Here is a 26,431-nt window from a genome sequence, read left to right as displayed (position 1 = left end):
GGCGATGGTATGAGGGTTTACGGCGTCGTCGGTTGGAAAAACGCAGGCAAGACCGGGCTGATGGAGCGGCTGGTGGCCGAGATCACGGGCCGCGGCTTCACCGTCTCAACCGTCAAGCACGCGCATCACACTTTCGACGTGGATCACCCCGGCAAAGACAGCCACCGCCACCGCATCGCGGGCGCGCGGGAGGTGCTCTTGGCCTCGGGCGCGCGTTTCGCCCTGATGCATGAGCTGCGCGGGGCCGATGAACCGCCGCTGGAGGCGCATCTGGCACGGCTCTCGCCCGTCGATCTGGTGCTGATCGAAGGCTACAAACGCGACGGCCATCCGAAGGTCGAAGCGCATCGGGCCGAGACCGGAAACCCGTTGATCGCGCCGGATGACCCGACAGTGCGGGCACTGGCCAGCGATGTGCCGCTTGAGGTGGATCGGCCCGTTTTCGATCTGAACGACACCGCCGCCATTGCCGATTTCATCCTGCGCGACGTGGGGCTGATCGCCGCCCCGGCGGCCGCCGCCACGCCCGCGCCGCCGCCCCTGCGCAACGACTGTTTCGCCCTGCCGCCCGGCGTGCATTGGACCCCCGTGAATGAGGCGCTGGACCTGCTGCGCGCGCGGCTTCACGTGGTGACAGAGGCCGAGCCATGGCCCGCCGCCGATGCCGGGGGGCGCATCTTGGCCGAAGATGTGACCGCCATCCGCGCCAACCCGCCGCTGCCCAATACGGCGGTCGATGGCTATGGCTTTGCCGGAGGACGGGGCGAAGGGCTGCAGGAAATGCCGCTGGTGCCGGGCCGCGCGGCGGCGGGCGACCGCCCCGGTGCGGTGCCTGCGGGGCAAGCGATCCGCGTGCTGACCGGCGCGGCGCTGCCCGAAGGCGTCGATACCGTCATCTTGCAAGAGGATGTGACCGCTGAGGGCGGCGTGCTGCGCTTTCACGGGCCGGTCAAACAGGGGGCCAACACCCGCAAGGCCGGGGAGGATGTGCAGGCGGGCGATGTGATCCTCGCTGCGGGCACGCGCATCGGCCCGGCGGAACTGGCGCTTCTGGCTGCCGCCGGTGTGGCGGAGGTGTCTTTGCGCAAAAGGCTCAAGGTTGGTGTGATCTCAACCGGGGACGAATTGGTCGAGATGGGCGCGGCGGCCCGCGCCGGTCAGATTTACGACGCCAACCGCCCAATGCTGCTGCAACTCGCCACCGATTTTGGCCATGAGGCGGTCGATCTGGGCCGCGTGGCCGACGACCGCGCCGCGCTGCGCGCGCGGCTTGATGCGGCGGCAGGGCAGGTCGATGTGATCCTCACCAGTGGCGGCGCATCGGCGGGGGACGAAGACCACGTCTCGGCTCTGTTGAGCGAAGCGGGGGCGATGCAGCTTTGGCGGATCGCGGTGAAGCCGGGGCGGCCCTTGGCGCTTGGGATGTGGCAGGGGGTGCCGGTCTTCGGCCTACCGGGCAATCCGGTGGCGGCGATGGTCTGTTCGCTGATCTTCGCCCGGCCCGCCATGGCGCTGTTGGCCGGGTGCGGCTGGCAAGAGCCGCAGGGTTTCGACGTGCCTGCCGCCTTCGAGAAGCGCAAAAAGGCCGGGCGGCGGGAATACCTGCGCGCGCGGATGCGCGATGGCCGGGCCGAGGTCTTTGCCTCCGAAGGGTCGGGGCGCATCAGCGGGCTCAGCTGGGCCGAAGGGCTGGTCGAATTGGACGAGGCCGCCCGCGACATCACGCCGGGCGATACCGTCCGTTTCATCCCCTACGGCAGTTTTACCGGCTAGACCCGCGCGTCAATCGAAGGTGCCCGCGCAGCGGCCCAACAGCATGAAGGCGCGGGCGGTGCGGGTGTCGGCCAGCATCGAGATTTCCTCATCCGTGGCCTGTTTCTCGAACTCCGCAAAGGTCCGGTCAAAGCGGCGCAGGAAGTGATGCGCGGCGTCGCGGAAGATCGGGTCTTGCCGCATCCGCGCATTGGCCAGCGCCAGCGAGGAGCGATCCCGAATGCCGCCCAAAGGCGCGATGGTCCGGCCCCGCGCGCCGCTGGCGAATTGCCGCCAGACTTCGGGACGCGCGCGGTCGGGGCGCAGGTCGTCCATATAGATGCCGTCTTGGCTCAGCAGGGTCAGCACATCCTGCGCGGCCTGTACAAGCTGCGCGGCGGACCGGTCTTTCAACGCGCGGCGCAGGGCGTCGAAACCGGCCTGATCCTCCGCCGTTTCGGGGAAGTTGAGGGCGCGGGTGAAATCCTCGGCAGAGAGCGGCTGTGCGCTGTCGCCCGCCTGCGTGCCAAGGGCCAGCGTCGGCTGGTCTTCGGCGGCGGGCGGTGTGGGCGCGGGGGCCGGATCGACGGGGCGCGACGGCGCATCGCGGCCCTGAAGCCCGGCCAGCGCGATTTCGGTCTTGCGGGCACTGGCGGCGAGTTCATCAAGCTTGCGGGCGATGCTGCCCTCGCCCGCCGGTTTGTTGCCCTGCTGTTGCGAGATATAGGAGTGCCGGATCGCGTCGATCGCGGCTTGCAGACGTTGGCTTTCCTCACGCATGACCCGCCCGGCGCGGGCGGCGGTGGCCCCGACCCAGATCATCGCGACGGGCATGACCACCACCAGCAGGATCAACAGCCCGCGCAGCCCGCTGTCGGGCGTGCCCTCGGGCACCTCGGCGGCGATGAAGGTGAAATAGATCGCCGTGCCAAGCAGCCAGAGCGCCGAAAGGGCGCCTGCGATGATCTCGATCTCGGTGATGCTATTGGCCTTGGGCCGGTCGTAGATGCCCATCGGCGTGGGCCGTGCCGCGCCGGTCCCGCCGCGCGGGGCGCGGGGGGCTTGCTCTGCGGATGCGGAAGCGTCGGGCTCTGCCATGTCAGCCTTCCCGTTCAAGCGTAGACGATCTTGAGAACCTCATAGGATTTCTGCCCGCCGGGGGTGCGCACCTCGACGGAATCACCCTCTTCCTTGCCGATCAGCGCGCGCGCGATGGGGGATTTGATGTTCAAAAGACCCTTTTCGATATTGGCCTCATATTCGCCAACGATCTGATAGGTTTTCTCTTCGTCCGTGTCCTCATCGACCAGCGTGACCGTGGCGCCGAATTTGATCGAGCCCGACAGTTTCTTGGGGTCGATCACATCGGCGAGGGAGATCACGCCCTCAAGCTCTTTGATGCGGCCTTCGATGAAAGACTGCTTTTCCTTGGCCGAGTGATATTCGGCGTTTTCCGACAGGTCACCATGTTCGCGCGCCTCGGCGATGGCCTTGATGATGGCAGGGCGTTCAACCGTTTTAAGCTGCTTGAGTTCGCCTTCGAGCGCGGTGTGACCGTCGCGGGTCATCGGGATTTTTTCCATGGCGGTGTGCCTACATAATGAGGGCCGCACCCGGGTTTTCGCCGGGGGGCGGCCAATTGCGTGTTAACTTGGCAGATACCTGACCCAAACTGCCCGCCAATTGCAAGGGGCTAACGGCGCTGAGATCGGCGGTTGACTGCCGTCAATCCGGTCCCGTTTTCGCCGTGCGGGCCGCGGCGCTTGGGTGGTGAAACCGGGCGCGGCAGCACTATCTCAAGGGGGAAGAGCTGGCGATCCGCAAGGTCGCGCGTCATGTTATGTCGTGGAGCCCACGTTTTGCGCAATAAACGCAGGGTCGCGATTGCATTGCGCGCGGCGGTGGTTTAGCCAAATCCAAACCGAATTTGCCGTGAGGGAGCACCAAAATGGCCGAGATTGAACGCGAAGCGATGGAATATGACGTTGTGATCGTCGGCGCCGGGCCTGCTGGCCTGTCGGCTGCGATCCGGCTCAAGCAGTTGGACGCCGATTGCAATGTTGTGGTGCTTGAAAAGGGCTCGGAAGTGGGCGCGCATATCCTGTCGGGCGCGGTGCTTGACCCCTGCGGGCTGGACGCGCTGATCCCCGATTGGAAGGAAAAAGGCGCGCCGCTGAACGTGCCGGTGAAGGAAGACAACTTTTACCTGCTGGGCGAGGCGGGCAAGCTGCGTGTTCCGGAATTCCCCATGCCGCCGCTGATGAAGAACCACGGCAACTACATCGTCTCACTGGGCAATGTCTGCCGCTGGATGGCCGAACAGGCCGAGGAACTGGGCGTCGAGATTTTCCCCGGCATGGCCTGCTCCGAACTCGTCTTTGGCGAGAACGGCGAAGTCAAAGGCGTTGTCGCCGGTGAGATGGGCAAAAATGCCGACGGCACCCCCGGCCCGAGCTATGAGCCGGGGATGGAACTGCACGGCAAATATGTCTTCCTCTCCGAAGGCGTGCGCGGCAGCCTGAGCAAACAGGTCATCGCCAAATACGGGCTGGATGAGGGCAAAGAGCCGCAGAAGTACGGTCTTGGCATGAAAGAGATTTGGGAGATCGACCCCGCCAAGCACCGCGAGGGCACCGTCACCCACACAATGGGCTGGCCGCTCAACAGCAATGCGGGCGGCGGGTCCTTCATCTACCACCTTGAGAACAATCAGGTTTACGTCGGCTTCGTCGTCCACCTCGGCTACAAGAACCCGCATGTTTTCCCTTACATGGAATTTCAGCGCTTCAAGCATCACCCGATGGTGGCCGAACTGCTCAAGGGCGGCAAACGCGTCGCCTACGGCGCGCGGGCGATCACCGAGGGCGGCTATCAGTCGATGCCCAAGATGGTGGCCCCCGGTGTGGCGCTGCTGGGCTGTTCGGTGGGCATGGTCAACGTGCCGCGCATTAAGGGCAACCACAACGCCATGCTCTCGGGCAAGGCGGCGGCAGAGGCGGCCTATGCGGCGATCCAAGCAGGCCGTGGCGGTGATGAGTTGACCGATTACGAGACCGATGTGCGCGAAGGGCCGATTGGGACCGACCTCAAGAAGGTTCGGAACCTCAAGCCGCTCTGGTCGAAATACGGGCTCACAGCCTCGCTGGCGATTGGGGGCTTCGATATGTGGACCAACACGCTCGGCTTCTCGCTCTTGGGCACGCTGAGCCACGGCAAATCGGATGCCGAGGCGACCGAGCCTGCGGATAAGCACAAGAAGATCGACTACCCCAAACCCGATGGCAAACTCAGCTTTGACCGTCTGACCAACGTGGCCTTCTCCTTTACCAATCACGAGGAGAGCCAGCCTGCGCATCTCAAGCTGAAAGACCCGAGTATTCCGGTCGAGGTGAACCTGCCGAAATACGCGGGCCCCTCGGCCCGCTATTGCCCGGCGGGGGTTTACGAGTTCGTCGAGGATGACAAAACCGGCGAGACGCGGTTCCAGATCAACTTCCAGAACTGCGTGCATTGCAAGACCTGCGACATCAAGGACCCGACACAGAACATCGTCTGGACCACCCCGCAGGGCGGCGACGGGCCGAACTACCCGAATATGTGAGCCATCGCCAAAGGCGCAATTAAAGGACCGGCACGCGCAGGCGTGTCGGTCTTTTTCGTCTTTTCGGCGAAAACCTGTCGGCCATGGGCGACATCACCGCCCCGCCATTGCGCCCCGGCACGAAGATGATAGCCTGCAAGCAAAGCGATATGAGGCGGTTTGCATGTTTCGGAATGTCCTAGGTTTCACCAGCGTTGCGGCGCTTTGCATCGGCCTGTCGGCGCCGCTGATGGCGCAATCGGTCGCAGGCCCCTATCTGGCGGGGCGTCATGCCGCCGTGAACAGCGACTACCCCGAGGCCGCGCGGTATTATACCGAGGCGCTGGCGCGGGACCCGAAGAACATCGAACTGATGGAAAGCGCGGTGCTGTCCTATCTTTCGCTCGGGCGGGTGGACAAGGCGCTGCCGCTGGCACGCAATATGATCACCCTCGGCACCAAGAGCCAGGTGGCCGAGATGACCCTTGTGGCCGCGTTGGCGAAAGAGGGCGATTACAAGGCCCTGCTTGAACGCGATACCTCGGCCATCGGCCCTTGGGTCGGCGGGCTGGTGCAGGCATGGGCGCATATGGGGGCGGGCGATGTCACCGCCGCGATAAAGGCTTTCGACAGCCTGAGCGAAGAGGCCGGGATGCAGGGCTTCGTGATGTATCACAAGGCCCTCGCGCTGGCGAGCGTCGGCGACTTCGAAGGGGCGGAGGCGATCTTTGCCAGTGGTGAGGCAGGGGCCGCAGGCCAGACCCGGCGCGGCGTGATGGCCCATGCCGAGATCCTTGGCCAATTGGGGCGCAGCGAGGATGCGCTGGCCGTGCTCTCGGACGGTTTTGGCGCGGATAGCGACCCCGAAATCGCGCGGCTGATCGAAGGTTTGCAGCAGGAAACGCCCGCGCCTTTCAGCCATATGCCCGACGCCCAAGCGGGCATGGCCGAGGTGTTTTTCACCTTCGCCGCCGTTCTGCGCAATGAGGCGGCGGGGGACTATTACGTTCTGCTCTATTCGCGCATCGCGCGTTATCTGCGACCGGACCATGTCGATGCGCTTTTGCTGACGGCAAGCCTGTTGGAGAACCTTGGCGAGCATGATCTGGCGATTGCCGAATATAAATCCCTGCCTGCCGACAGCCCGGCCTATCACGCCGCCGAACTGGGCCGCGCCGATGCGCTGCGCCGCTCGGGCAAGACCGCGCAGGCGATCGAAGTGCTGGAACAACTCGCGCGCAGCCATGGTGATCTGGCCGTGGTGCATTCCACGCTAGGCGATATGCTGCGGGCTGAAGAGGACTATGAGGCGGCCATCGCCTCCTACGATCAAGCGCTCGCGCTGACGCCCGAAACCGCCCGTGCCCGCTGGGTGCTGTTCTACGCCCGCGCCATCGCCAAGGAACGCAGCGGCGATTGGGAAGGCTCCGAAGCGGATTTCCGCTCGGCGCTTGAGTTGAACCCCGAGCAGCCGCAGGTGCTGAACTACCTCGGCTATTCGCTGGTCGAACAGCAGCGCAACTTGGACGAGGCGCTGGAGATGATCGAACGCGCTGTCGCGGCCAGCCCCGACAGCGGCTATATTGTCGATTCGCTGGGCTGGGTCTTCTACCGGCTGGACCGCTACGAAGAAGCGGTTGAGCAGATGGAACGCGCGGTCGAGCTGGAGCCGGTCGATCCGGTGGTGAACGATCACCTCGGGGATGTTTACTGGGCCGTGGGCCGCAAACGCGAGGCCGAGTTCCAGTGGCGTCGGGCGCTCTCTTTCGTTGACCTGACGGATGCGGATTCAGAGGCCGACCCCGAGCGGATGCGCCGCAAGCTGGAAGTCGGGCTCGATGCCGTACTGGCCGAAGAGGGCGCGGCCCCGCTTAAGGTTGCTGCGGACGAATGAGCTTTTCAAACGATGGGGCGCCCGCCGACCCCGGCGCTGCGGCGTCGCGGATGGCTTGGGCCAAGGTGAACCTGACCCTGCATTGCACCGGCCAGCGGGCAGACGGCTATCACCTGCTGGATTCGCTGGTGGTGCGGGCTGGCGTGGGCGATCGGCTGGATGTGGCTGCCGCGGATGATTTGACCCTGACGGTCAGCGGCCCGCGGGCCGAAGGGGTGCCGACCGATGCGCGCAACCTCGTCCTGCGCGCGGCAGAGATGCTGGACGCAGGCGCGGGCCGTGGCGCCGCACTGCATCTTGAGAAACACCTGCCCGCAGCGGCGGGGATCGGGGGCGGCTCTGCCGATGCGGCGGCGGCCTTGAACTTGCTTGCGGCGCATTGGGGCGTTCCGCTGCCCACAGAGACCGCGCAGCTCGGGGCGGATGTGCCGGTCTGTCTGACACGCGGCCCCCAGCGGATGCAGGGGGTGGGAGAGATCCTCACGCCGCTTTCCGCGCTGCCGCCTTGCCATATGGTGCTGGTGAACCCCGGCGTCGATGTGCTGACGCCCGCTGTCTTCTCGGCGCTCAGCGACAAGAACCAGCCGCCGATGCCCGAGGTGATCCCGAGCTTCGCGGGCTTTTCCGACTTCATCGATTTTCTGAGCGCACAGCGCAACGACCTTGCCGCGCCCGCCATCGCGCGGGAGCCGGTCATCGGGGGCTGTCTGGAGGCGTTGAGCGATGCGGCGCTGGCGCGGATGTCCGGCTCGGGCGCGACCTGTTTCGGCCTCTACGCCACGGTGGCGCAGGCCGAGGCCGCCGCCCATCGCATCGCCAGCGCGGCGCCGCGATGGTGGGTCGCCGCCGCGCCGATCTTGGCCGCTTAGCTGATCCGGGCGACGACGTAGTCGGCCAGATCGATCAACATGTCTTTCAACTCATGGTCGGGCAGGGGGGCAAGCGCCGCTTTGGCCTTCTCCGCCCAGTCACAGGCATCGCGCTGCGTCGCGGTGAGCGTGTCGTGTTTGGCCAAAAGCATCAGCGCATGGTCGAGGTCGCCCTCTTCCTGTTTGCCCTTCTCGATGGTGCGGGTCCAAAAGGCGCGCTCCTCCTCGTCGGCCTTGGCCACGGCTTTGATCACCGGCAGGGTCAGTTTGCGCTCGCGGAAATCGTCACCGACGTTCTTGCCCGTGGCCCCTGTGTCGCCCTGATAATCCAGCAGATCGTCGACGATCTGGAAGGCGATGCCAAGCGCGTCACCATAGTCATAGAGCGCCGTGACCTGATCCTCCGGCGCATCGGCGATCACGCCGCCCACCTCAGTCGCGGCTGAGAAGAGCGCCGCCGTCTTGCCGCGCACGACTTGCAGATAGACCTGTTCATCCGTGGCCAGATTCTGCGCCGCGGTCAGTTGCAGCACCTCGCCCTCCGCGATGGTCGCGGCGGCGTTCGACAGGATGCGCATCACCGGCATCGAGCCCGGCTCGGTCATCAACTGAAAGCTGCGGGCAAAGAGGTAGTCCCCCACCAGCACTGACGACTGGTTGTCCCACAGAAGGTTCGCCGTAGGCCGCCCGCGCCGTTGGGCGCTTTCGTCCACCACATCGTCGTGCAGCAGGGTCGCGGTGTGAATGAACTCAACCGTGGCGGCCAGATGGACGTGATAGGGGCCACCGTAGCCGCACATCCGGGCCGCGGCTAGCGTCAGCATCGGGCGCAGGCGCTTGCCTCCCGCTTCGACCAGATGGGCGGTGACCTCGGGGATACGGGGCGCGTGTTTCGACGCCATCCGCTCGCGGATCAGGGCGCTGACCGCCGCCATATCATCGCTTAGATAGGCCGCCATGCGGTCGTGCGGTTTGCCCGTTGCATCACTTTTCATCATCATTTCCCGCGTCCCGCTCGACATGCCGGTGATCCGGCTCTACATCTTTGATATGAAGGAACTTTTGCGCAGCACCGACATGACCATCATCGCCTTTGCCACCGCCCTTCTCAGGGGGGAGGATATAGACTGCTTTGAAATGGACGTAAACATGAGCGTGCTCGAAGGGGGCATTGGGATTTTCCCGCGCCGCCTGATGGTGCATCCTGATGATCATGACGCCGCCCTGCGGGTGATGCGCGACAATGAGATTCCGCTGGGGCTGTGACCCGTTTCACCGAAGACGACCTGACCTGCGACGCTTTTCTGGGCGGCAAGCTGCACCTCTGGCAGCCGCGCCGGGGGCGGGGCTATCGTGCCGGGGTGGACCCGGTTTTGCTGGCCGCGAGCATCGAGGCCAAGGCAGGGCAGAGCGTGCTGGAGCTTGGCTGCGGGGCCGGTGCGGCGGTGCTTTGTCTGGGGGCGCGGGTGCCGGGGCTGACGCTGACGGGTTGTGAGCTGCAACCCGCCTATGCCGAACTGGCGCGGCGCAATGGCGGCGCGGCGCTGGAGGTGGTGGAGGCCGATCTGACCGAGATGCCCCTGCATCTGCGCCAGCGACAATTTGACCACGTTCTTGCCAATCCGCCCTACTTCGACCGGGCCGCTTCGGTCCAGTCCCGAGATCCGGGGCGCGAGACGGCCTTGGGCGAGGCGACACCGCTGCGACAATGGGTCCGCACCGCCGCGCGGCGGATAAAGCCCAAGGGGCAGGCGCATTTTATCCATCGCGCCGAACGGCTGCCCGAGATTCTGGCGGCGCTGCCGCATGAGATGGGATCGGTCGAGGTGCTGCCGCTTGCGTCACGCGCGGGAAGGATGCCGGAGTTGATTCTCTTGCGTGCGCGCAAGAACGGACGCGGTGCTTTTCGGCTCTATCACAGCTTTGTCATGCACCGTGGCGCGCGGCATGAGGGGGACGGCGATAGCTATGTGCCGGAAATCGAAGCGGTCCTGCGCCGGGGGGCGCCGCTGGTCTATCCTACTTCTTAAGCGTTTCTTTACCAACTTCACCCCTATGCTGCGGTGCCGCGTGACTTGTGGGTCGCGCTGTGGTCCACTGAAATTCCACACACCAATCATGGAGGATTGTATGGCTTTGAACGCACATCTGGACACCCTGAAGCGCAAGCATCAGGCGATGAGTGAGGCGGTGGAAACCGCGCAACGCGCCCCCGGTATGGACGATTTGAAAGTGGCTTCCATGAAAAAGGAAAAACTGCGTTTGAAAGAGGAGATTAGCCGCCTGTCGAGCTGACCCTTACCGCGCAATGCGGCGTTTTTTTTTTTGATCGCTGTCGTTCCGCTTTGGCGGGGCGGCAGACTGGATGGCCAGTAAGTGCCGCATTCGGCTTTCATTTGTCGCATTAAAAAAGGCCAGTCTTGGGAAAAGACTGGCCCAATAAATTTCTAGAACATCCGCCCGTTAGACGACGAATTGCGCCCCATTGGCCGAGATCGTCGAGCCATTGATGAAACCGGCGTCGTCGGAGACGAGAAAGGCCACCGCACGGGCGATTTCTTCGGGCTCTCCCAAACGTCCGGCGGGGATCTGCGCGATGATGCTTTCACGGACCTTTTCGGGCACGGCCATGACCATATCGGTCGCGATATAGCCGGGGCAGATGGCATTGGCGGTGATGCCCGCGCGCGCGCCCTCTTGGGCCAATGACTTCACGATGCCCAGATCACCCGCCTTGGTCGCGGCATAGTTCACCTGCGCGAACTGCCCCTTTTGCCCGTTGATCGAAGAGATCACGACAACGCGGCCGAACTTGCGTTCGCGCATGCCGGGCCAGACCGGGTGGATCGTGTTGAAGACGCCGGTCAGATTGGTGGCGATGACTTCATTCCACTGGTCGGGGGTCATCTTGTGAAAGGGCGCGTCGCGGGTGATGCCCGCATTGGCGACCACCACCTCGATGGGGCCAAGCTCGGCTTCGACCTGTTCGATCCCCGCTTTGGAGGCGTCGTAATCTGCCACGTTCCATTTATAGGTCTTGATGCCGGTCTCTTCGGTGAATTTCGCGGCGGCTTCGTCATTGCCGGCATAGGTGGCGGCGACGGTATAGCCTTTGTTCTTCAGCGTGGTCGAAATGGCCGCGCCAATCCCGCGACTTCCCCCGGTGACCAAAGCGATGCGTGACATGTAATCCCTCCCTCAAGGTAATGTTCTTGCAAATGCATGTTTCGGCGCGCAAGAAAGTTGCGCGCCGATTTAGTCTTAGGGGCGCTCTAGGCACATGGCAACACCCATACCGCCGCCGATACACAGCGTCGCCAAACCTTTCTTGGCGTCACGGCGCTGCATTTCGAACAGCAGGGTGTTGAGCACCCGCGCGCCCGAGGCACCAATCGGGTGGCCAATGGCGATGGCACCGCCGTTGACGTTCACGATTTCCGGATCCCAGCCCATCTCCTTGTTCACGGCGCAGGCCTGCGCGGCGAAGGCTTCGTTGGCTTCCACCAGATCGAGGTCTTCGGGCGACCAACCGGCTTTCTCCAGCGCTTTGCGCGAGGCATAGACGGGGCCAACGCCCATGATCGACGGGTCGAGACCGGCGGCGGCATAGGAGGCGATCCGCGCGAGCGGCTGAATGCCGCGCTTTTCGGCCTCATCCGCGCTCATCAGCAGTGCACCCGCCGCACCGTCGTTGATGCCCGAGGCATTGGCCGCGGTGACGGAGCCGTCCTTGGTGAAGGCCGGGCGCAGCTTCTGCATCGCTTCGATATTGGCGCCGTGGCGGATGTATTCGTCCTGATCGACAACCGTCTCGCCCTTGCGGGTCTTGATGGTGAAGGGAACGATCTCATCGGCGAATTTGCCAGCCTTCTGCGCGGCTTCGGCCTTGTTCTGCGAGGCGACGGCGAATTCGTCTTGCTGGTCGCGGCTGATCTGCCATTTCTCGGCCACGTTCTCGGCGGTTTGGCCCATGTGGTAGCCGTTGAACGCATCCCACAGGCCGTCGCGGATCATCGTGTCGATGAACTGCAGATCGCCCATTTTCTGGCCCGCGCGGAGGTTCTGCGCATGGGGGCTGAGGGTCATGTTCTCTTGCCCGCCAGCGGCCACGATATTCGCGTCACCCAGTTGGATATGCTGGGCCGCCAACGCCACGGCGCGCAGGCCCGAGCCGCAGACCTGGTTGATGCCCCAAGCCGCGCTCTCTTTCGGCAGCCCTGCGTTGATATGCGCCTGACGCGCCGGGTTCTGACCTTGGGCGGCGGTCAGCACCTGCCCCAGAATGGTCTCGGAGACTTCGGACGGGTCCACCCCGGCGCGGGCCACCAGCTCTTTCAGAACGGCGGCACCAAGGTCATGGGCGGGCGTATTGGCGAACGCTCCGCCGAAACTGCCCACGGCGGTCCGGGCGGCGGATGCGATGACGACATTGGTCATGATGTGACTTTCCTCTACCTTGTTGGGCGGGGGCACACCGACACGCGCCATCGTCGGGCGTGGGCGCTCCCGTCCCTCTGAGGTAGTGATAGCGGATGCGCTGCAATGCGGCAACTGAGCAGGCAGCCCGCCGCCGCAGCCCCGGCGGCCTGTCCGCGCTGGCTTAGCCGGTGGCGCGCACCCGGTCGAAATTCAGCCACGGGGGCCGGGTGGTTGGCGCGGCGAAGTGGTAGCCTTGCAGGCAGTCGACGCCCATCTCGGTCAGCACCGCCGCATCGGCGGCGTTCTCGACGCATTCGGCCACGGTTAACATGTCGAAATGCGTGGCGATGGACATCAGCGCGGCGGTCAGGGCACGGTTGTCGGGGTTGGTGGCGATGCCGCGGATGAACTGCCCATCAAGCTTCAGGACATCAAAGTAGAAATCCTTGAAATAGCGGATCGCCGTTTGCCCCGCCCCGAAATCATCCATGGCAAAGCAGATGCCGTGGGGCTGCAATTGGTTCATGAAGCTTGTCACCAGTTCCGGCACCATCATGGCCGAGCTTTCCGTGATCTCAAGGATCAGCCGTTCGCCCAAGGTGGCATCGCGGGCCAGCCAGTGGCGCAAGACGCGAGTCCATTCCTGATACCCGATGGAGCGGGCGGACATATTGATCGACAGCCGCAGGCCGGGATGGTGGTGCAGCGCGTTCAGCCCAAGACGCAGGGCCAGAACATCCACCTGCCGCCCGGTATCCGTGTCCTCGATCGCGGGCATGAAATCCTTGGCCGGAATCACGCGGCCCGTGGGATCAAGCAGGCGGATCAGCCCCTCGTGAAAGGCAACATTTGTCGGATTGCTGGCCAGCATGACGGGCTGGAACGCCAGCAGCGTTTGGCGATGGGCCACGGCCTCGCGCACCATTTCAAGCGTTGCGGCATCGCGCTGCATCACCGCATGATTCAGCGGGCTGTCCCCACCGGGGGGAACGTCGGCGAAAGGGCGTTGGAATCGACGGGGCACGGCGGTACTCTCTTGCTGTCCTGCGATTGGTATGGGCGCAAAGGTGATAATACGGTCTTAATCAGCGGCGATTTCCGCGGTGGATCGCGCAGAGGGGGGCCGAAGATGCAGCGCTGTGACTGGGCCGGGGATGACCCGATTTACCAAGCTTACCATGACACCGAATGGGGCGTGCCCGAATACGACAGCCGCGCGCTTTGGGAGAAGCTGATCCTTGACGGGTTTCAGGCGGGGCTGAGCTGGATCACGATCCTTAAAAAACGCGATAATTTCCGTGCGGCCTTTGCCGGGTTCGATCCACACCAGATTGCTGAATGGGGCGAGGCGGATGTGCTGCGCCTGCTGGGTGATCCGGGCATCATCCGCCACCGGGGCAAGATCGAGGCCGCCATCACCAACGCCCGCGCATGGCAGGAGTTGGAGGTGCGCGAGGGGTTCGACGCCTTCATGTGGCGCTATGTTGATGGCAAACCGCTGCAAAACCGCTTTGCCACACAGGCCGAGGTGCCGCCGAAGACCGCCTTGTCCGAGCAGGTGAGCAAAGACCTGAAGAAAGCCGGTTTCAAATTCTGCGGGCCGACGATCACCTATGCCTGGATGGAGGCCTGCGGGCTGGTGAACGATCATATCCTGACCTGTCACCGCCACGCGCCCTGTGCTGCGATGGCACGGTAGGGGCGGGGCGGATCAAATTCGCCGAAAATCCCCCGTTGACTCCCCGCCATGGCCCCGTATAAGCGCCCCTTCATTGGTGTTGGTGGACCCCGCAAGGGGAAGCCTGTCGGGCTTCGGCCAAAGGACAACGCCCTTTACCGCCCCTCGGGGCCTTATAAAGGAGATCAGCCGTGACAAAACGCACAGCTGCCAAGCACAAACTAGACCGCCGTATGGGCGAAAACATCTGGGGTCGTCCGAAGTCCCCGGTGAACCGTCGTGAATACGGCCCCGGCCAGCACGGCCAGCGCCGCAAGGGCAAAATGTCGGACTTCGGCATTCAGCTGCGTGCCAAGCAGAAGCTCAAAGGCTACTACGGCGACCTGACCGAGAAGCAGTTCCGTCGCATCTTCGGCGAAGCCGAGCGCGTCAAGGGCGACACCGGTGAAAACCTGATCGGCCTGCTGGAGCGCCGTCTGGACGCCGTTGTTTACCGCGCCAAATTCGTGCCGACCGTTTTCGCCGCACGCCAGTTCGTGAACCACGGCCACGTCAAAGTGAACGGCCGCAAGGTCAACATCCCCTCCTACCGCGTGAAAGAGGGTGACGTGATCGAAGTGCGTGACCGTTCCAAGCAGCTGACCTCGGTTCTCGAAGCCGTGCAACTGCCCGAGCGTGACGTGCCGGACTACCTTGAGTGCGACCACTCAAAAATGACCGCGACTTTCGTGCGCACACCGAGCCTCGGCGACGTGCCGTATCCGGTTGTGATGGAGCCGAACCTCGTCGTGGAATTCTACGCGAAGAACTAAGCTTCTTCGCCTGTCGAATGCCAAAGGCCGCGTGGTGCAAACCGCGCGGCCTTTTCTTTTTGCGCAGAGGGGCGGGCAGCAGGGCAACAGCCTGTCCGCTGGCGCCGCGGATGCAGAATGATTCTGGCATCACCGCGACACCCCCGATAGAAGGGCGGCAGTAGCGTGAGGATGAGAGCGAGATGACACAGATCGCACCGCAACCGGGCATTATGGAGATCGACCTTTATCAAGGGGGTGCGGCGCATGTCGCGGGCCTTGAGAATGTGGTCAAGCTCAGCTCGAACGAGAACCCGCTAGGGCCCAGCCCCGCCGCCGTCGAAGCCTATCGCCGCGCGGCCTATGACCTGCATCGCTACCCATCCTCCGACCATAGCGCCCTGCGCGCCGCCATTGCCGAGGTTCTGGACCTCGATGCCGAGCGGATCATCTGCGGCGCGGGCTCGGATGAGATCATCGCCTTCCTCTGCCAAGCCTATGCCGGCCCGGGCACCGAGGTGGTGCACACCGAGCACGGCTTTGCCATGTACCGCATCTCGGCCCTCGCCGCGGGCGCGACGCCCGTCGAGGTGCCCGAGCGTGAGCGGGTGACCGATGTCGATGCCATCCTCGCCGCCTGCACCGAGGCGACGCGGCTGGTGTTCATCGCCAACCCCAACAACCCCACCGGCACGATGATCGGTCTGGCCGAGCTTGAACGTCTGGCCGAGGCGCTGCCGCCGCAGGCGCTTCTGGTGCTCGACGGGGCCTATGCCGAATATGTCGAGGGCTATGACGGTGGTGCCGCACTTGTCGACCGGCGCGACAATGTGGTGATGACGCGCACTTTCTCCAAGCTCTATGGGCTGGGCGGGCTGCGCATTGGCTGGGGTTATGGGCCGGGCCATGTGATCGACGTGCTGAACCGGGTACGCGGCCCGTTCAACCTGTCGCAGGCCGCGCTCAACGCCGCCGAGGCGGCGATGCGTGACCGCGCCTATACCGACCATTGCCGCGCCGAGAACGCCCGCTGGCGCACCTGGCTGGCCGATGCGCTGGCCGAGATCGGCGTGCCCTCGGACGTCTCGCTCGCCAATTTCGTGCTGGCCCGCTTCGCCAATCAGGCGGAGGCCGAGGCCTGCGACGACTACCTCAAGACCCAAGGGCTGATCGTGCGCCGGGTGGCGGGCTACAACCTGCCCAACTGTCTGCGCATCACCGTGGGCGATGAGAGCGCCTGCCGCCGCGTCGTCCATGCCGTGCGGCAGTTCAAAGGGGGTAACTGATGGCGCAGGTCTATGACAGGGTCGCCCTGATCGGGTTGGGGCTGATCGCCTCCTCGCTGTTCTGGGCGATGAAGCGCGGCGGTCTGGCGGGCGAAGTCACTGGCTATGCCCGCAGCGACGAGACCCGCGCCACGGCGCGTGAAATCGGGCTTTGCGACCGGGTCTGCGACAGTGCTGCTGAGGCCGTCGCGGGCGCCGATCTGGTGGTGCTCTGCGTGCCGGTGGGCGTCATGGGCGCCGTGGCCGCCGAGATCGCACCGCATTTGGCGCCGGGTGCCACGGTGACGGATGTGGGTTCGGTCAAGGCCGACGTGATCGCGCAGGTCGGGCCGTATCTGCCCGACGGTGTGCACTTCATCCCCGGCCACCCGCTGGCGGGGACCGAGCATTCCGGCCCGCGCAGCGGCTTTGCCGAGCTCTTCGACAACCGCTGGTGCCTGCTGGTCCCCGTGGAAGGCACCGACAAGGACGCCATCGCGCGGCTCCGCGCGCTCTGGGAAGGGGCGGGCGCCAATGTTGAGGAGATGGACGCCGAGCATCACGATCTGGTGCTGGCCGTCACCTCCCACGCGCCGCACCTCATCGCCTATACGATGGTGGGCGTGGCCGACGATCTGCGCCGGGTGACCGACAGCGAGGTGATCAAGTATTCCGCCGCCGGTTTCCGCGACTTCACCCGGATCGCGGCAAGTGACCCGACAATGTGGCGCGATGTCTTTCTGACCAACAAGGACGCGACGCTGGAAATCCTTGGCCGTTTCACCGAAGAGCTTTTCGCCCTGCAACGCGCCATTCGGACCGGCGACGGCGATCATCTGCACGCCTATTTCACCCGCACCCGCGCGATCCGGCGCGGCATTATCGAGGCGGGGCAGGATACCGACGCGCCCGATTTTGGCCGGGGCGCGCCCAAGTCGTGAGGGGCTGGGCTGTCCTGCCGCTGATCATGCTGGGGCAAATTGCCCTGGCTGCGGGGCCGGACAGTTCTGAGCGGCCCGTGGCGCGTCAGCAGGGGGATAGCTTGCGGGTGAGCGTCGCCCCCGGCGGCGCGATCGCCCCGCCCGAACGTGATCCCGTCGCCCGTGCCGCCGCCGAGGGCGGGCAGGGGATGAAAGCATCGCTCCGTCCCACCCTGCGCAGCGCCAAGGTCGAACAGGCCGCCCGTGCTCGCCAGCGGATGTTGGCCAAGGGCGCGGTCTGCGGTGATCTGGCAATTCAGGGCAAGCGGGTAGGCCGGGTGGCGGGCCGGATCAACGGTTGCGGGATTGAGGATGCGGTCAAAGTCCGCTCGGTCTCGGGCATCCGGCTTAGCACCGCGGCGGTGATGGATTGCACCACGGCAAAGGCGCTGAACACATGGGTGCGCCAATCGGCGGTGCCTGCTTTGGCGGGGCAGGGCGGCGGGCTGAAGGAGCTCAAGGTCGCCGCGCATTACGCCTGTCGGACGCGGAACAACCGCAAGGGCGGTAAGATTTCCGAACATGGCAAGGGCCGCGCGATCGACATTTCCGGGTTTGAACTGGCGGACGGCAGCACGATCAGCCTGCTGAAGGGCTGGCGCGCGCGGCGCAGCAGCGCGGCTTTGCGCCGGATGCATCGGGGTGCCTGCGGGCCGTTTGGCACGGTGCTGGGGCCAGAGGCGGACCGCTTTCACCAAGACCACTTTCACTTCGACACGGCGCGCTATCGCAGTGGTAGCTACTGCCGCTAAGCGGCCGTTAGGGCTGGATCAACCGCGGCGCGGGGCCAAGCGGGATCCCCGCCAGCATCATCTGACCATCCGTAAAGATCAGGTCGAGGTCCAATCCGCCCGGCGTGCCGCCCCGCGCTTCCAACAGCCGCAGCATGGTGTCGACCTGCCCGCGCATCGACGGTGGCAGAAAGCCCGCACGTTCGCCCGCGTCCAGCAGTTTGGTCCAATTGGTGACCCGCAGGCTCAGCACCCCATCGGGAATGCCCGCGGGGTCAAAGGTGAGCGCCCCCTCGGCGCCCAAAGCCACCTCGCCCCAAGCGGCATCCACATTCTCAACCGTCAGCGCGTCGATCTGCGGCAGGGTGCCTGCCATCGCGCTGTGCCGGTCCAGCGGGCGGGCAAAGGTTACGGCCATCCGCGCCGAGAGGATCGGCTGCCCACCGGGCTGGCCCGCGCCATCGCCCAAAACCTTGCGTAGCAAGGGGCCGGGGGTGATGCCGCCGGGCAGCAGCGCGATGGCATAATCCCGCGCCGCACTGCCCGATTGCGCGATCCGCATCCGCGGCTCTTCGGCCTCCAGCAGCAGCCCGTCGGGGCCGTCGACCTCAAGATGCGTGCTGCGAAGCGCCATCGCCTCCAGCTGAAGCGAGGTGCCGGGATGCAGTTCCAGATCGGCGCGCAGGTCGCGCATCTTTAGCGTTAGGGGTAGGGCGCCTGCGGGCAGGTCTGCAACTGCAACGGGCGCGCGGGCGGAGAGATCTCCGGGCCACCAGACCGGGGCGGAGAGATCAAGCTGCGGGGCTTCGAATGCCAGACCGCGGGCCGGGTCTGCCACGGCAAACCCGCTCAGCCGGTTTTGCAAGGACAGGGGAAAGCCCGCTTTGTCGATCTCTTTGAGCGTCACCTCCCAACCCGCCGCGCGGCGGGTGTCGAGCAGGCGGGTCAGGGTGCTTTGCATCTGCGTCGTGGCGGCAGCCCACCACGCACCCCAAAGTGCGGCGAGCACAATCAGCAGCCAAACCAATTTCCGCATTTCGATAGCCCTTCAAATCGTGCTTCAGATGCGGTTTACCGAAGGCCAGCAGAAAGGACCAGCAGGATGACAATGTGGGTATTTGGCTATGGCAGCCTCTTGTGGAACCCCGGTTTTGAGGTAGCGGAAAGCGTGATCGCGACGCTGCCGGGCTATGCCCGATCGTTCTGCATGCGCTCGATCCATCACCGGGGCACGGTCGAACAGCCGGGGCTGGTGCTGGCGCTTGACGAATCCGTCCGCTCGGCCTGCGAAGGGATGGCGATGCGGGTCGCCGCGGGGCAGGAGGCGCAGACGCTGGAGTACCTGCGCGAGCGTGAGCTGATCTCTTCGGCCTATGTCGAGAAAAACCTCACCGTGCATCTGACCGATGGCCGCGACGTGGAGGCGGTGACCTATGTGATCGACGCGGCGCATGAGCAATATTGCGGCGGGCTGCCCTTGGAAGAACAGGCGCAGATCATTGCCCGCGCCGTAGGCGGACGCGGACCAAATACCGAGTATTTGATCAACACCGCCGTGCATCTGTCCGAAGTGGGCTTGCATGACCCCGCGTTGGAGTGGTTGCATGATCGGGTGAAGGCGTTGACCTCATAAAAACTTGGCAACTCTTTGCCGTTTCAGTGTAAGCTGCGGCAAGAGCAGAACAAAGGGTCAGGAAAGGCCGCATGGCACAGCCAGACCGCAAAGCAAAACCGCAGTTTTCACAACCGGTGCGTCAGATTTCTCTGATGCTGATCGCGCTCGGCCTCACAGGGGCCGGGGTCTTTCTGGCGCTGCCACGGGTGCTGCCGATCTTTGCCGCGAACCCATGGCTGAATGGGGTCATCATCTTTGTCTTCATCGTCGGTGTGCTCGCCTGTTTCTATCAAGTGATGCAGCTTATCGGCTCGGTCCGCTGGATCGAGGATTTCGCCGCTGGCAATGCCGAACCCGACGCCAAGCCGCCGCAATTGCTTGCACCTTTGGCGTCGCTTTTGCGCCAACGCGGCGCGCGGATGCAGGTCAGCACGACCTCCACCCGGTCGATCCTCGATTCCGTCGCCTCGCGCATTGACGAAGTGCGCGAGATCACGCGCTATATTGTCAACATGTTGATTTTCCTCGGCCTTCTGGGGACGTTCTACGGGCTGGCCACGACCGTTCCGGCGGTGGTCGACACGATCCGCTCCCTCGCCCCCGGTGAGGGGGAGGCGGGCGTCGATGTCTTTGGCCGCTTGATGACCGGTCTTGAGGCGCAGTTGGGCGGCATGGGCGTGGCCTTCGGCTCCTCGCTTCTAGGGCTTGCGGGCTCTCTCGTCGTGGGGCTGTTGGAGCTTTTCGCGGGCCACGGGCAGAACCGTTTCTATCAAGAGCTGGAAGATTGGCTGAGTTCCATCACGCGGGTCGGGCTGACCTCGGGCGACGATGTGAGCGACCAGAACATCATGGCCAGCGTGATGGACCAGATGGTCGAACAGATGGCCGAGATGCAGCAGATGTTCACCCAATCCGACGTCAGCCGCGCCATGGTCGACGACAAGCTGGGCAAGCTGGCCGATGCCGTGGACCGGATGACCACGCGGATGGAACATGACACCACCACCACCAGCGCGCTGGAGCGGGTGGCCGATGGGCAAGACCGGTTGATCGCCACGCTCGAAGGTCAGGTCGCGGGCGAAGGGATCGACGCGGAAAGCCGGATGCGCCTACGCTCCATCGACGTGCAGATGCTGCGTATTTTGGAAGAGATTTCTGCCGGGCGGCAGGAAACCATGGCCGAATTGCGCAAGGATATCTCCTTGCTGGCCAAGGCGCTCTCCGGGCAACGCGCCCCTGAGGCCCGCCGCATGCGGGCCAGCGATATCCCCGGTGGCGGGGACCAGTAATGGCACTTTCCCGGCGGACAGGCGCACGGTTTCAGGGCTCCATCTGGCCGGGGTTCGTCGATGCGATGACCGGGCTCTTGCTAGTTTTGATGTTCGTGCTGACCATCTTCATGGTGGTGCAATTCGTCCTGACAGAGCGGATCAGCGGGCAGGAAAGCGAGCTTAACGAACTGGCCGGAGAGGTTGCGGCCCTTGCCCAAGCGCTTGGCGTCGAAGAGCGCACCACCGCGCGGCTGGAGGCGCGGCTTGGCGCGCTGAATGCCTCACTGAACGACGCGCGTGATGAGGTGTCGCGGCAAGAGGCGGTGATCGCCGGGCTGACCTCCGAACGCGACGCGCAAGCGGCTGCCTTGCAAGCGGCGGAGGCTGAGATCACCGGGTTTGAGGCGCGGGTGGCCGCGCTTTTGGCCTCGCAGGCGGAAGATCAGGCGCGGATCGGTGACTTGGAAGACCGCGAAGCCGCGCTGTTGGATGAGCAAGAGGCGCTGAACCTCGCGCTCAGCGCCGCGCGGGAGGAGATCGACGCGCAGGCGGAAACCGCCCGGCTCGCCGCCGCGAAACGCGAGGCGTTGGATGCGCTGGTGGCCGATCTGCGGGCGCAGAACGCCGAAGCCGAGGCCGAAGTCGCCGCCCTCAATGCCGAGGTGGCGGAGGCCGAAGAGGCGCTCAGCGCCGAGGAAGCCGCCCGTCTGGCCGAAGCCGCAGCGGCGCAGGCCCTGCGCGACCGGCTGGAGGATGCGGATGCGGAATTGACGGCCATGACCCTCTCGCTTGAGGCGCAGCGCAAGAAGGCCGAAGAGACGCTGACCCTTTTGGCCGCTGCCCGCGCGGCGCGCAGCGATCTCGACAGTGAGCTTGCCGCAGTACTGCTGCGGATGGAACGACTGGAGGAGAGCGGCGCGGGTCTGGAGGCCGAACGCGCCGCGCTGGCCGAAGAGTTGGAAGCCGCGGAAGGCACCGAAGAGGACCTGCGTGCGCGGCTGGCGCAGGCCGAGGCGACTGAGCAGGCCCTGAACGCCCGTCTGGCCGAGGCGCTGGCCCGTGTGCAGAGCCTTGAGGAAGAGGGCGAAGCGCTGAGCGGCACGCAGTCGGATCTGCGCGAACGTTTGGCGCAGGCGCTGGCGGCAAAACTCGCGGCGGAGACTTTGGCCGAGGATAAGACCACCGCCGCCGAACGCCGCGCCGCCCTTTTGGCCCAGGCCGAAGAAACGCTGGCCGAGGAGAAAGCCGTGAGCGCGGCGGCGCAGCGGCAGACCGAATTGCTGAACCAGCAAGTCGCGGAACTGCGCGCGCAATTGGGGAACCTACAGGCGCTGCTCGATGACGCGGTGGCGCGGGATGCGGCGAAATCGGTGGAATTGCAATCGCTTGGCTCCGAGTTGAACACCGCGCTGGCGCGGGTCGCGGCGGAGGAACGCCGCCGCGCCGAGTTGGAGGCGGCAGAGCGCAAGCGGCTTGAGGAAGAGAGCAAGAACCTCGCCCAGTACCGCTCGGAATTCTTTGGGCGGTTGCGTGATCTGCTGGGCAATCAGGAGGGAGTGCGGATCGAAGGCGACCGTTTCGTCTTCTCCTCCGAGGTGCTTTTCGCGCCGGGCAGCGCGGTGCTGAGCCAAGACGGGGAGGGTGAGATTGCCAAGGTGGCGGGCATCCTGCGCAGCGTGGTAGACGACATCCCGCCCGAGATCGATTGGGTGATCCGCGTCGATGGTCATACCGACAATGTGCCGCTTTCCGGCTTTGGAGAGTTTGCGGACAACTGGGAACTCAGCCAAGCGCGGGCGCTGTCGGTGGTCAAATATATGGTCAATTTCCTCGGCATCGCGCCGGATCGTTTGGCTGCCAATGGCTTTGGCCAGTATCAGCCCGTGGCCGAGGGCAATACCGAAGCCGCGCGGGCGCAGAACAGGCGGATCGAGTTGAAGTTTACTGAGAAGTAGGCAGGCAGCCCCGGCCTATCGCAGGGTCAGAACGCCAGTCTTTTCGTCAATCACACGGCCCTCGCGCAGCAGGGTGACTCTGCCCGTATAGCGCCCGGCTGGCCATGGCGCAGAAGCCGCGCGTTTGCCAATGGCGCGAAAGGCTTGTGCCTGCGGCTTCTCCATCAGCACATCCCTTTCGATGACCGTGCCTTTTGGCCCCGCGAGGCTGAGGCGCAGCACGTCATCCTTTCGCGTGCCATAGCTGTAGCCGTAGATGACCAAGGCAGACGCATCCTTTGGCAGGCTGTCGCGATTGGCTTCGCCCGCCTTGATCTCATCATAGCTGGGCACGCGGTCGGCAAAACCAAGGGCGATCAGCCCGCCGGGGCGGTAGGGCGGGGTGTCTTGCCAAAGGGTTTTGCGCGGTTCGATGTCACAACTATGGCCTTCGGGGGCAAATGGATCGACGGGCTTGCCGTGATGGCGCAGCGACAGGTGCAGATGCGGAAAGGCAGCTTTGCCGGACTGGCCAACGAGGCCGAGAGGCTCGCCAACCGCCACCTCCTGCCCTTCCTGCACGCGGAGCGAGCCGCGGCGGAGGTGGCAGTATTGCGTCTCCCAGCCGTCGCCGAGATCAATCACCACGCCGTTGCCGCATTCGCGCCCTTGGACCTCCGAAAGCGGCGCGCCATCTGGCATCCCGTCCCGCAGCCCTTTGACCACCCCCGCCGCTGCGGCGCGCACGGTCACGCCCGCGGCCATCGCCGCGCGGTCGGGCAGGGCGAAATCCGTGCCCTTGTGGCCGTCATAGGTCAGGCCGGAACAGCGGTAGTCCTCTGCGCCGCCGCTCGGGTCTCGGTCCATATATTGTTGGATGTGGCAGTCCTGCCCAAGGGTGCAATCCAGCGGGAAGGCCAATTGCAAATCCTCCGCCAGCGCAGGGCTGGCGGAGGAGAGGATCAGGGCCAGTACGGCCCGATAGATCATTCCGCGGTGAGCAGCGGGGGGCGGTCACCGGAAAGACGCTTGCTTTCGCTGCCCAAGACCTTGAGCGTCAACTCATCATCCTTGACGCCGACCTTGACGACACCGCCCTTGGCCAGCTTCCCAAAGAGCAGCTCCTCGGCCAGCGGCTTCTTGATGTGCTCTTGGATCACGCGGCCCAAGGGACGCGCGCCCATCTTGTCGTCGTAGCCCTTGTCGGCGAGCCATTCGGCGGCCTTCTTCGACAGTTCGATGGTCACGTTGCGGTCCATCAGCTGCGCTTCGAGTTGCAGCACGAACTTCTCGACCACCCGCAGGATCACCGATTTCGGCAGCGGTGCGAAGGAGATCACGGCGTCCAGACGGTTGCGGAACTCCGGCGTGAAGGTCCGCTCGATGGCGGCGGTATCCTCGCCCTCGCGGCGGTCGCGGCCAAAGCCCACTGCCGCTTTGGCCTGTTCGGAGGCACCCGCATTGGAGGTCATGATCAGCACCACATTGCGGAAATCCACCGTGCGGCCATTGTGGTCGGTCAGCTTGCCGTGGTCCATCACCTGCAACAGGATGTTGTAGACGTCCGGGTGCGCCTTTTCCATCTCGTCGAGCAGCAGCACGCAATGCGGATGCTGGTCCACGCCATCGGTGAGCATGCCGCCTTGGTCAAAACCGACATAGCCCGGAGGCGCGCCGATCAGACGGCTGACCGCGTGTTTCTCCATATATTCCGACATGTCGAAACGCAGCAGTTCCACGCCAAGGGTGTCGGCCAATTGCTTGGCGACCTCGGTTTTACCCACGCCAGTGGGGCCAGCGAAGAGGTAGTTGCCGATGGGCTTGTCCGGCTCACGCAGACCTGCGCGGGACAGTTTGATCGCCGAAGACAGCGCCACGATGGCGTCGTCCTGACCAAACACCACCCGCTTGAGAGAGCTTTCCAGATCTTTCAGCACCACCACATCGTCTTTGGAGACATTCTTCGGCGGGATGCGGGCGATCTTGGCCACCACGGCCTCGACCTCCTTGGTGCCGATGGTCTTGCGGCGCTTGGAGGCGGCGACGAGGTGCTGGGCGGCACCGGCTTCGTCGATCACGTCGATCGCGCTATCGGGCAGCTTGCGGTCGTTAATGTAGCGATGCGCCAGTTCGACGGAAGTCTTGATCGCGTCGGAGGTGTATTTGACGCTGTGATGCTCCTCGAAATAGGGCTTGAGCCCCTTGAGGATTTTGGTGGCGTCTTCGACCGAAGGCTCGCTCACGTCGATCTTTTGGAACCGGCGGCTCAGCGCGCGGTCCTTCTCGAAGTGCTGGCGGAACTCCTTATAGGTGGTGGAGCCCATGGTGCGCAACTTGCCGCCCTGAAGCGCGGGCTTCAGCAGGTTGGAGGCATCCATCGCGCCGCCCGAAGTAGCACCGGCACCAATTACGGTGTGAATTTCGTCGATGAACAACACGGCGTCCTTGTGATCCTCAAGCTCGGTCACCACGGCCTTGAGCCGCTCTTCGAAGTCACCGCGGTAGCGGGTGCCCGCCAAGAGCGCGCCCATGTCGAGCGAGTAGATCGTGGTATTGGCCAGCACCTCAGGCGTTTCACCGGCGACGATCTTGCGCGCCAGCCCTTCGGCAATGGCGGTCTTGCCGACACCCGGATCACCCACCAGAAGCGGGTTGTTCTTGCGACGGCGGCAAAGCACTTGAATGCAGCGCTCAACCTCGCCCTCCCGGCCGATCAGCGGGTCTATGTCGCCCTCGCGGGATTTGGCGTTGAGGTCCACGCAGTATTTCGCCAGCGCGGATTCCTTCTTGTCGCCGTCGGTGACGCCTTGGGCCTCTTCCTCGGTCTCGGGCGCGCCTGTGACGGGGCGGGATTCCCCATATGCCGGGTCTTTGGCGACACCATGGGCGATGAAGTTCACCGCGTCATAGCGGGTCATGTCCTGCTCTTGCAGGAAATAGGCGGCGTTGCTCTCACGCTCGGCAAAGATGGCGACCAGCACGTTGGCGCCCGTCACCTCGGTTCGGCCCGAGGATTGCACATGGATTGCGGCGCGCTGGATCACGCGCTGGAAAGCCGCCGTTGGCACCGCTTCGGAACCGTCGATGTCGGTGATCAGATTGCTGAGATCATCGTCGACGAATTCCACCAGCGTATCGCGCAGGTCAGAGACATCGACGGAACAGGCTTTCATGACCTGCACGGCATCGGGTTCATCGAGCAAGGCCAGCAACAGATGTTCAAGCGTTGCGAATTCGTGGCGGCGGGCATTGGCCAGCGCGAGGGCCGCGTGGATTGCCTGCTCAAGTGTAGTCGAGAATGAAGGCACGGGCGTGCTCCTTTTCGATCGGGGTCGGTGAGGTGCTGAGATGTCTCAGGCCCCGGTCCGACCATGGCCTCATAGTATTAGAGTTTGGTTGATCATCGCCCATCTTCAAGAAGATTCTGGTCCGAATCGGTCACATTTGCCGTGAGCGAGGACTTTGAGCCATGATTGCAGGCGCTCAGAACTGGTCTTTTCGCCTGCGGATTTCGGTGAACACTTCCGTGTCGGTGGCGTCTGGCATCCCCAAGGTCGCGCGGATGGCCGGGTCGGCGGGGCGCAGGAAGGGATTGGTTTCTAGTTCCAGTGAAAGCGACGAGGGGACGGTCGGCTGCCCCTTGGCGCGGGCG

General features: G+C 64.5%; 25 protein-coding genes. 15 read left to right on the top strand and 10 right to left on the bottom strand.

What is annotated here, in order from left to right:
* Positions 1-9 precede the first annotated feature (9 nt).
* A complete protein-coding gene (locus FCK22_RS09410; RefSeq protein ID WP_136720394.1) occupies positions 10-1,773 on the top strand; it encodes a bifunctional molybdopterin-guanine dinucleotide biosynthesis adaptor protein MobB/molybdopterin molybdotransferase MoeA in 1,764 nt (587 codons plus the stop codon).
* A gap of 9 nt (positions 1,774-1,782) precedes the next feature.
* Here FCK22_RS09410 and FCK22_RS09405 read toward each other — a convergent pair whose 3' ends face one another.
* Positions 1,783-2,766 (bottom strand): hypothetical protein, encoded by a 984-nt coding sequence (locus FCK22_RS09405; RefSeq protein ID WP_067268549.1) that lies wholly within the window; start codon positions 2,764-2,766, stop codon positions 1,783-1,785.
* Between the two features lie 98 nt (positions 2,767-2,864).
* On the bottom strand, positions 2,865-3,335 hold the full coding sequence (greA, locus tag FCK22_RS09400) for a transcription elongation factor GreA (RefSeq protein ID WP_136720393.1): 471 nt from the start codon (positions 3,333-3,335) through the stop codon (positions 2,865-2,867).
* Positions 3,336-3,700: 365 nt separating this feature from the next.
* Between greA and FCK22_RS09395 the strand changes: the two genes are divergently transcribed.
* The 3 genes from FCK22_RS09395 (at position 3,701) to FCK22_RS09385 (ending at position 8,095) form a co-directional block, all read left to right on the top strand.
* Entirely contained in the window at positions 3,701-5,353 is a 1,653-nt protein-coding gene (locus FCK22_RS09395; RefSeq protein ID WP_067268539.1) for an electron transfer flavoprotein-ubiquinone oxidoreductase, read from the top strand.
* Positions 5,354-5,516: 163 nt separating this feature from the next.
* Positions 5,517-7,226, top strand: coding sequence for a tetratricopeptide repeat protein (locus FCK22_RS09390; RefSeq protein WP_067268541.1), 1,710 nt, complete (start codon positions 5,517-5,519; stop codon positions 7,224-7,226).
* Positions 7,223-8,095: a 4-(cytidine 5'-diphospho)-2-C-methyl-D-erythritol kinase gene (locus FCK22_RS09385; RefSeq protein WP_067268543.1), complete on the top strand. Its 873-nt coding sequence runs from the start codon at positions 7,223-7,225 to the stop codon at positions 8,093-8,095. Before FCK22_RS09390 ends, FCK22_RS09385 begins: the two co-directional genes overlap by 4 nt.
* Here the strand turns inward: FCK22_RS09385 and FCK22_RS09380 are convergent.
* The gene (locus tag FCK22_RS09380) at positions 8,092-9,090 is read right to left on the bottom strand and encodes a polyprenyl synthetase family protein (protein ID WP_067268550.1); all 999 of its coding nucleotides are present in this window, start codon (positions 9,088-9,090) and stop codon (positions 8,092-8,094) included. The genes FCK22_RS09385 and FCK22_RS09380 overlap by 4 nt on opposite strands.
* A gap of 55 nt (positions 9,091-9,145) precedes the next feature.
* On the opposite strand from FCK22_RS09380, the gene FCK22_RS09375 reads away from it, so the two are divergent.
* The 3 genes from FCK22_RS09375 to FCK22_RS09365 all read left to right on the top strand — a co-directional run bounded on the left by FCK22_RS09375 (position 9,146) and on the right by FCK22_RS09365 (position 10,390).
* Entirely contained in the window at positions 9,146-9,361 is a 216-nt protein-coding gene (locus FCK22_RS09375) for a DUF2007 domain-containing protein (protein ID WP_040700850.1), read from the top strand.
* Positions 9,358-10,125 carry a methyltransferase domain-containing protein gene (locus FCK22_RS09370; protein WP_067268544.1) on the top strand — a complete coding sequence of 256 codons (768 nt, stop codon included), beginning with the start codon at positions 9,358-9,360 and terminating at the stop codon, positions 10,123-10,125. The genes FCK22_RS09375 and FCK22_RS09370 overlap by 4 nt, the downstream gene beginning before the upstream one ends.
* A gap of 100 nt (positions 10,126-10,225) precedes the next feature.
* A complete protein-coding gene (locus tag FCK22_RS09365; protein ID WP_082852182.1) occupies positions 10,226-10,390 on the top strand; it encodes a DUF465 domain-containing protein in 165 nt (54 codons plus the stop codon).
* A gap of 168 nt (positions 10,391-10,558) precedes the next feature.
* On the opposite strand, the gene phbB is transcribed toward FCK22_RS09365, so the two are convergent.
* The 3 genes from phbB to FCK22_RS09350 form a co-directional block, all read right to left on the bottom strand.
* Positions 10,559-11,281, bottom strand: a complete 723-nt coding sequence (gene phbB, locus FCK22_RS09360; RefSeq protein WP_067268545.1) for an acetoacetyl-CoA reductase — start codon at positions 11,279-11,281, stop codon at positions 10,559-10,561.
* Positions 11,282-11,356: 75 nt separating this feature from the next.
* Positions 11,357-12,532, bottom strand: a complete 1,176-nt coding sequence (locus tag FCK22_RS09355; protein WP_067268551.1) for an acetyl-CoA C-acetyltransferase — start codon at positions 12,530-12,532, stop codon at positions 11,357-11,359.
* Positions 12,533-12,695: 163 nt separating this feature from the next.
* Positions 12,696-13,466 carry an EAL domain-containing protein gene (locus FCK22_RS09350; RefSeq protein WP_231886461.1) on the bottom strand — a complete coding sequence of 257 codons (771 nt, stop codon included), beginning with the start codon at positions 13,464-13,466 and terminating at the stop codon, positions 12,696-12,698.
* Positions 13,467-13,643: 177 nt separating this feature from the next.
* Here FCK22_RS09350 and FCK22_RS09345 point away from each other — a divergent pair, with 177 nt between their 5' ends.
* The 5 genes from FCK22_RS09345 (at position 13,644) to FCK22_RS09325 (ending at position 17,980) form a co-directional block, all read left to right on the top strand.
* On the top strand, positions 13,644-14,213 hold the full coding sequence (locus FCK22_RS09345) for a DNA-3-methyladenine glycosylase I (protein WP_067268548.1): 570 nt from the start codon (positions 13,644-13,646) through the stop codon (positions 14,211-14,213).
* Positions 14,214-14,383: 170 nt separating this feature from the next.
* Entirely contained in the window at positions 14,384-15,004 is a 621-nt protein-coding gene (gene rpsD, locus FCK22_RS09340; protein WP_067262232.1) for a 30S ribosomal protein S4, read from the top strand.
* A 182-nt stretch (positions 15,005-15,186) separates the two neighbouring features.
* Positions 15,187-16,269, top strand: coding sequence for a histidinol-phosphate transaminase (gene hisC, locus FCK22_RS09335; protein WP_067262230.1), 1,083 nt, complete (start codon positions 15,187-15,189; stop codon positions 16,267-16,269).
* Positions 16,269-17,189, top strand: a complete 921-nt coding sequence (locus tag FCK22_RS09330; protein ID WP_067262228.1) for a prephenate/arogenate dehydrogenase family protein — start codon at positions 16,269-16,271, stop codon at positions 17,187-17,189. Before hisC ends, FCK22_RS09330 begins: the two co-directional genes overlap by 1 nt.
* 26 nt (positions 17,190-17,215) lie before the next feature.
* The gene (locus FCK22_RS09325; RefSeq protein WP_067262227.1) at positions 17,216-17,980 is read left to right on the top strand and encodes an extensin family protein; all 765 of its coding nucleotides are present in this window, start codon (positions 17,216-17,218) and stop codon (positions 17,978-17,980) included.
* A 7-nt stretch (positions 17,981-17,987) separates the two neighbouring features.
* Here the strand turns inward: FCK22_RS09325 and FCK22_RS09320 are convergent, their stop codons facing one another.
* Positions 17,988-18,995 (bottom strand): DUF2125 domain-containing protein, encoded by a 1,008-nt coding sequence (locus FCK22_RS09320; protein ID WP_067262226.1) that lies wholly within the window; start codon positions 18,993-18,995, stop codon positions 17,988-17,990.
* Positions 18,996-19,061: 66 nt separating this feature from the next.
* Between FCK22_RS09320 and FCK22_RS09315 the strand changes: the two genes are divergently transcribed.
* The 3 genes from FCK22_RS09315 to FCK22_RS09305 all read left to right on the top strand — a co-directional run bounded on the left by FCK22_RS09315 (position 19,062) and on the right by FCK22_RS09305 (position 22,800).
* Positions 19,062-19,592 (top strand): gamma-glutamylcyclotransferase, encoded by a 531-nt coding sequence (locus FCK22_RS09315; protein ID WP_067262222.1) that lies wholly within the window; start codon positions 19,062-19,064, stop codon positions 19,590-19,592.
* Positions 19,593-19,663: 71 nt separating this feature from the next.
* Positions 19,664-20,863 (top strand): biopolymer transporter ExbB, encoded by a 1,200-nt coding sequence (locus FCK22_RS09310; protein WP_067262221.1) that lies wholly within the window; start codon positions 19,664-19,666, stop codon positions 20,861-20,863.
* The gene (locus FCK22_RS09305) at positions 20,863-22,800 is read left to right on the top strand and encodes a peptidoglycan -binding protein (RefSeq protein WP_067262220.1); all 1,938 of its coding nucleotides are present in this window, start codon (positions 20,863-20,865) and stop codon (positions 22,798-22,800) included. The genes FCK22_RS09310 and FCK22_RS09305 overlap by 1 nt, the downstream gene beginning before the upstream one ends.
* Before the next feature lie 15 nt (positions 22,801-22,815).
* On the opposite strand, the gene FCK22_RS09300 is transcribed toward FCK22_RS09305, so the two are convergent.
* The 3 genes from FCK22_RS09300 to FCK22_RS09290 all read right to left on the bottom strand — a co-directional run.
* Positions 22,816-23,769: a M23 family metallopeptidase gene (locus tag FCK22_RS09300; RefSeq protein ID WP_067262219.1), complete on the bottom strand. Its 954-nt coding sequence runs from the start codon at positions 23,767-23,769 to the stop codon at positions 22,816-22,818.
* On the bottom strand, positions 23,766-26,087 hold the full coding sequence (gene clpA / locus FCK22_RS09295; RefSeq protein ID WP_067262217.1) for an ATP-dependent Clp protease ATP-binding subunit ClpA: 2,322 nt from the start codon (positions 26,085-26,087) through the stop codon (positions 23,766-23,768). The genes FCK22_RS09300 and clpA overlap by 4 nt, the downstream gene beginning before the upstream one ends.
* Positions 26,088-26,262: 175 nt before the next feature.
* Positions 26,263-26,431, bottom strand: a 169-nt coding sequence (locus tag FCK22_RS09290; protein WP_282705403.1) for a hydroxyacylglutathione hydrolase C-terminal domain-containing protein, incomplete at its 5' end; no start/stop codon positions are given.

This window comes from Sulfitobacter sp. 15WGC (assembly GCF_005068605.1).
In the GTDB taxonomy this organism is placed as follows: domain Bacteria; phylum Pseudomonadota; class Alphaproteobacteria; order Rhodobacterales; family Rhodobacteraceae; genus Sulfitobacter; species Sulfitobacter faviae.
Note: the sequence above shows the minus strand (reverse complement) of the source record. Positions and strands in the feature narration are given on the sequence as shown.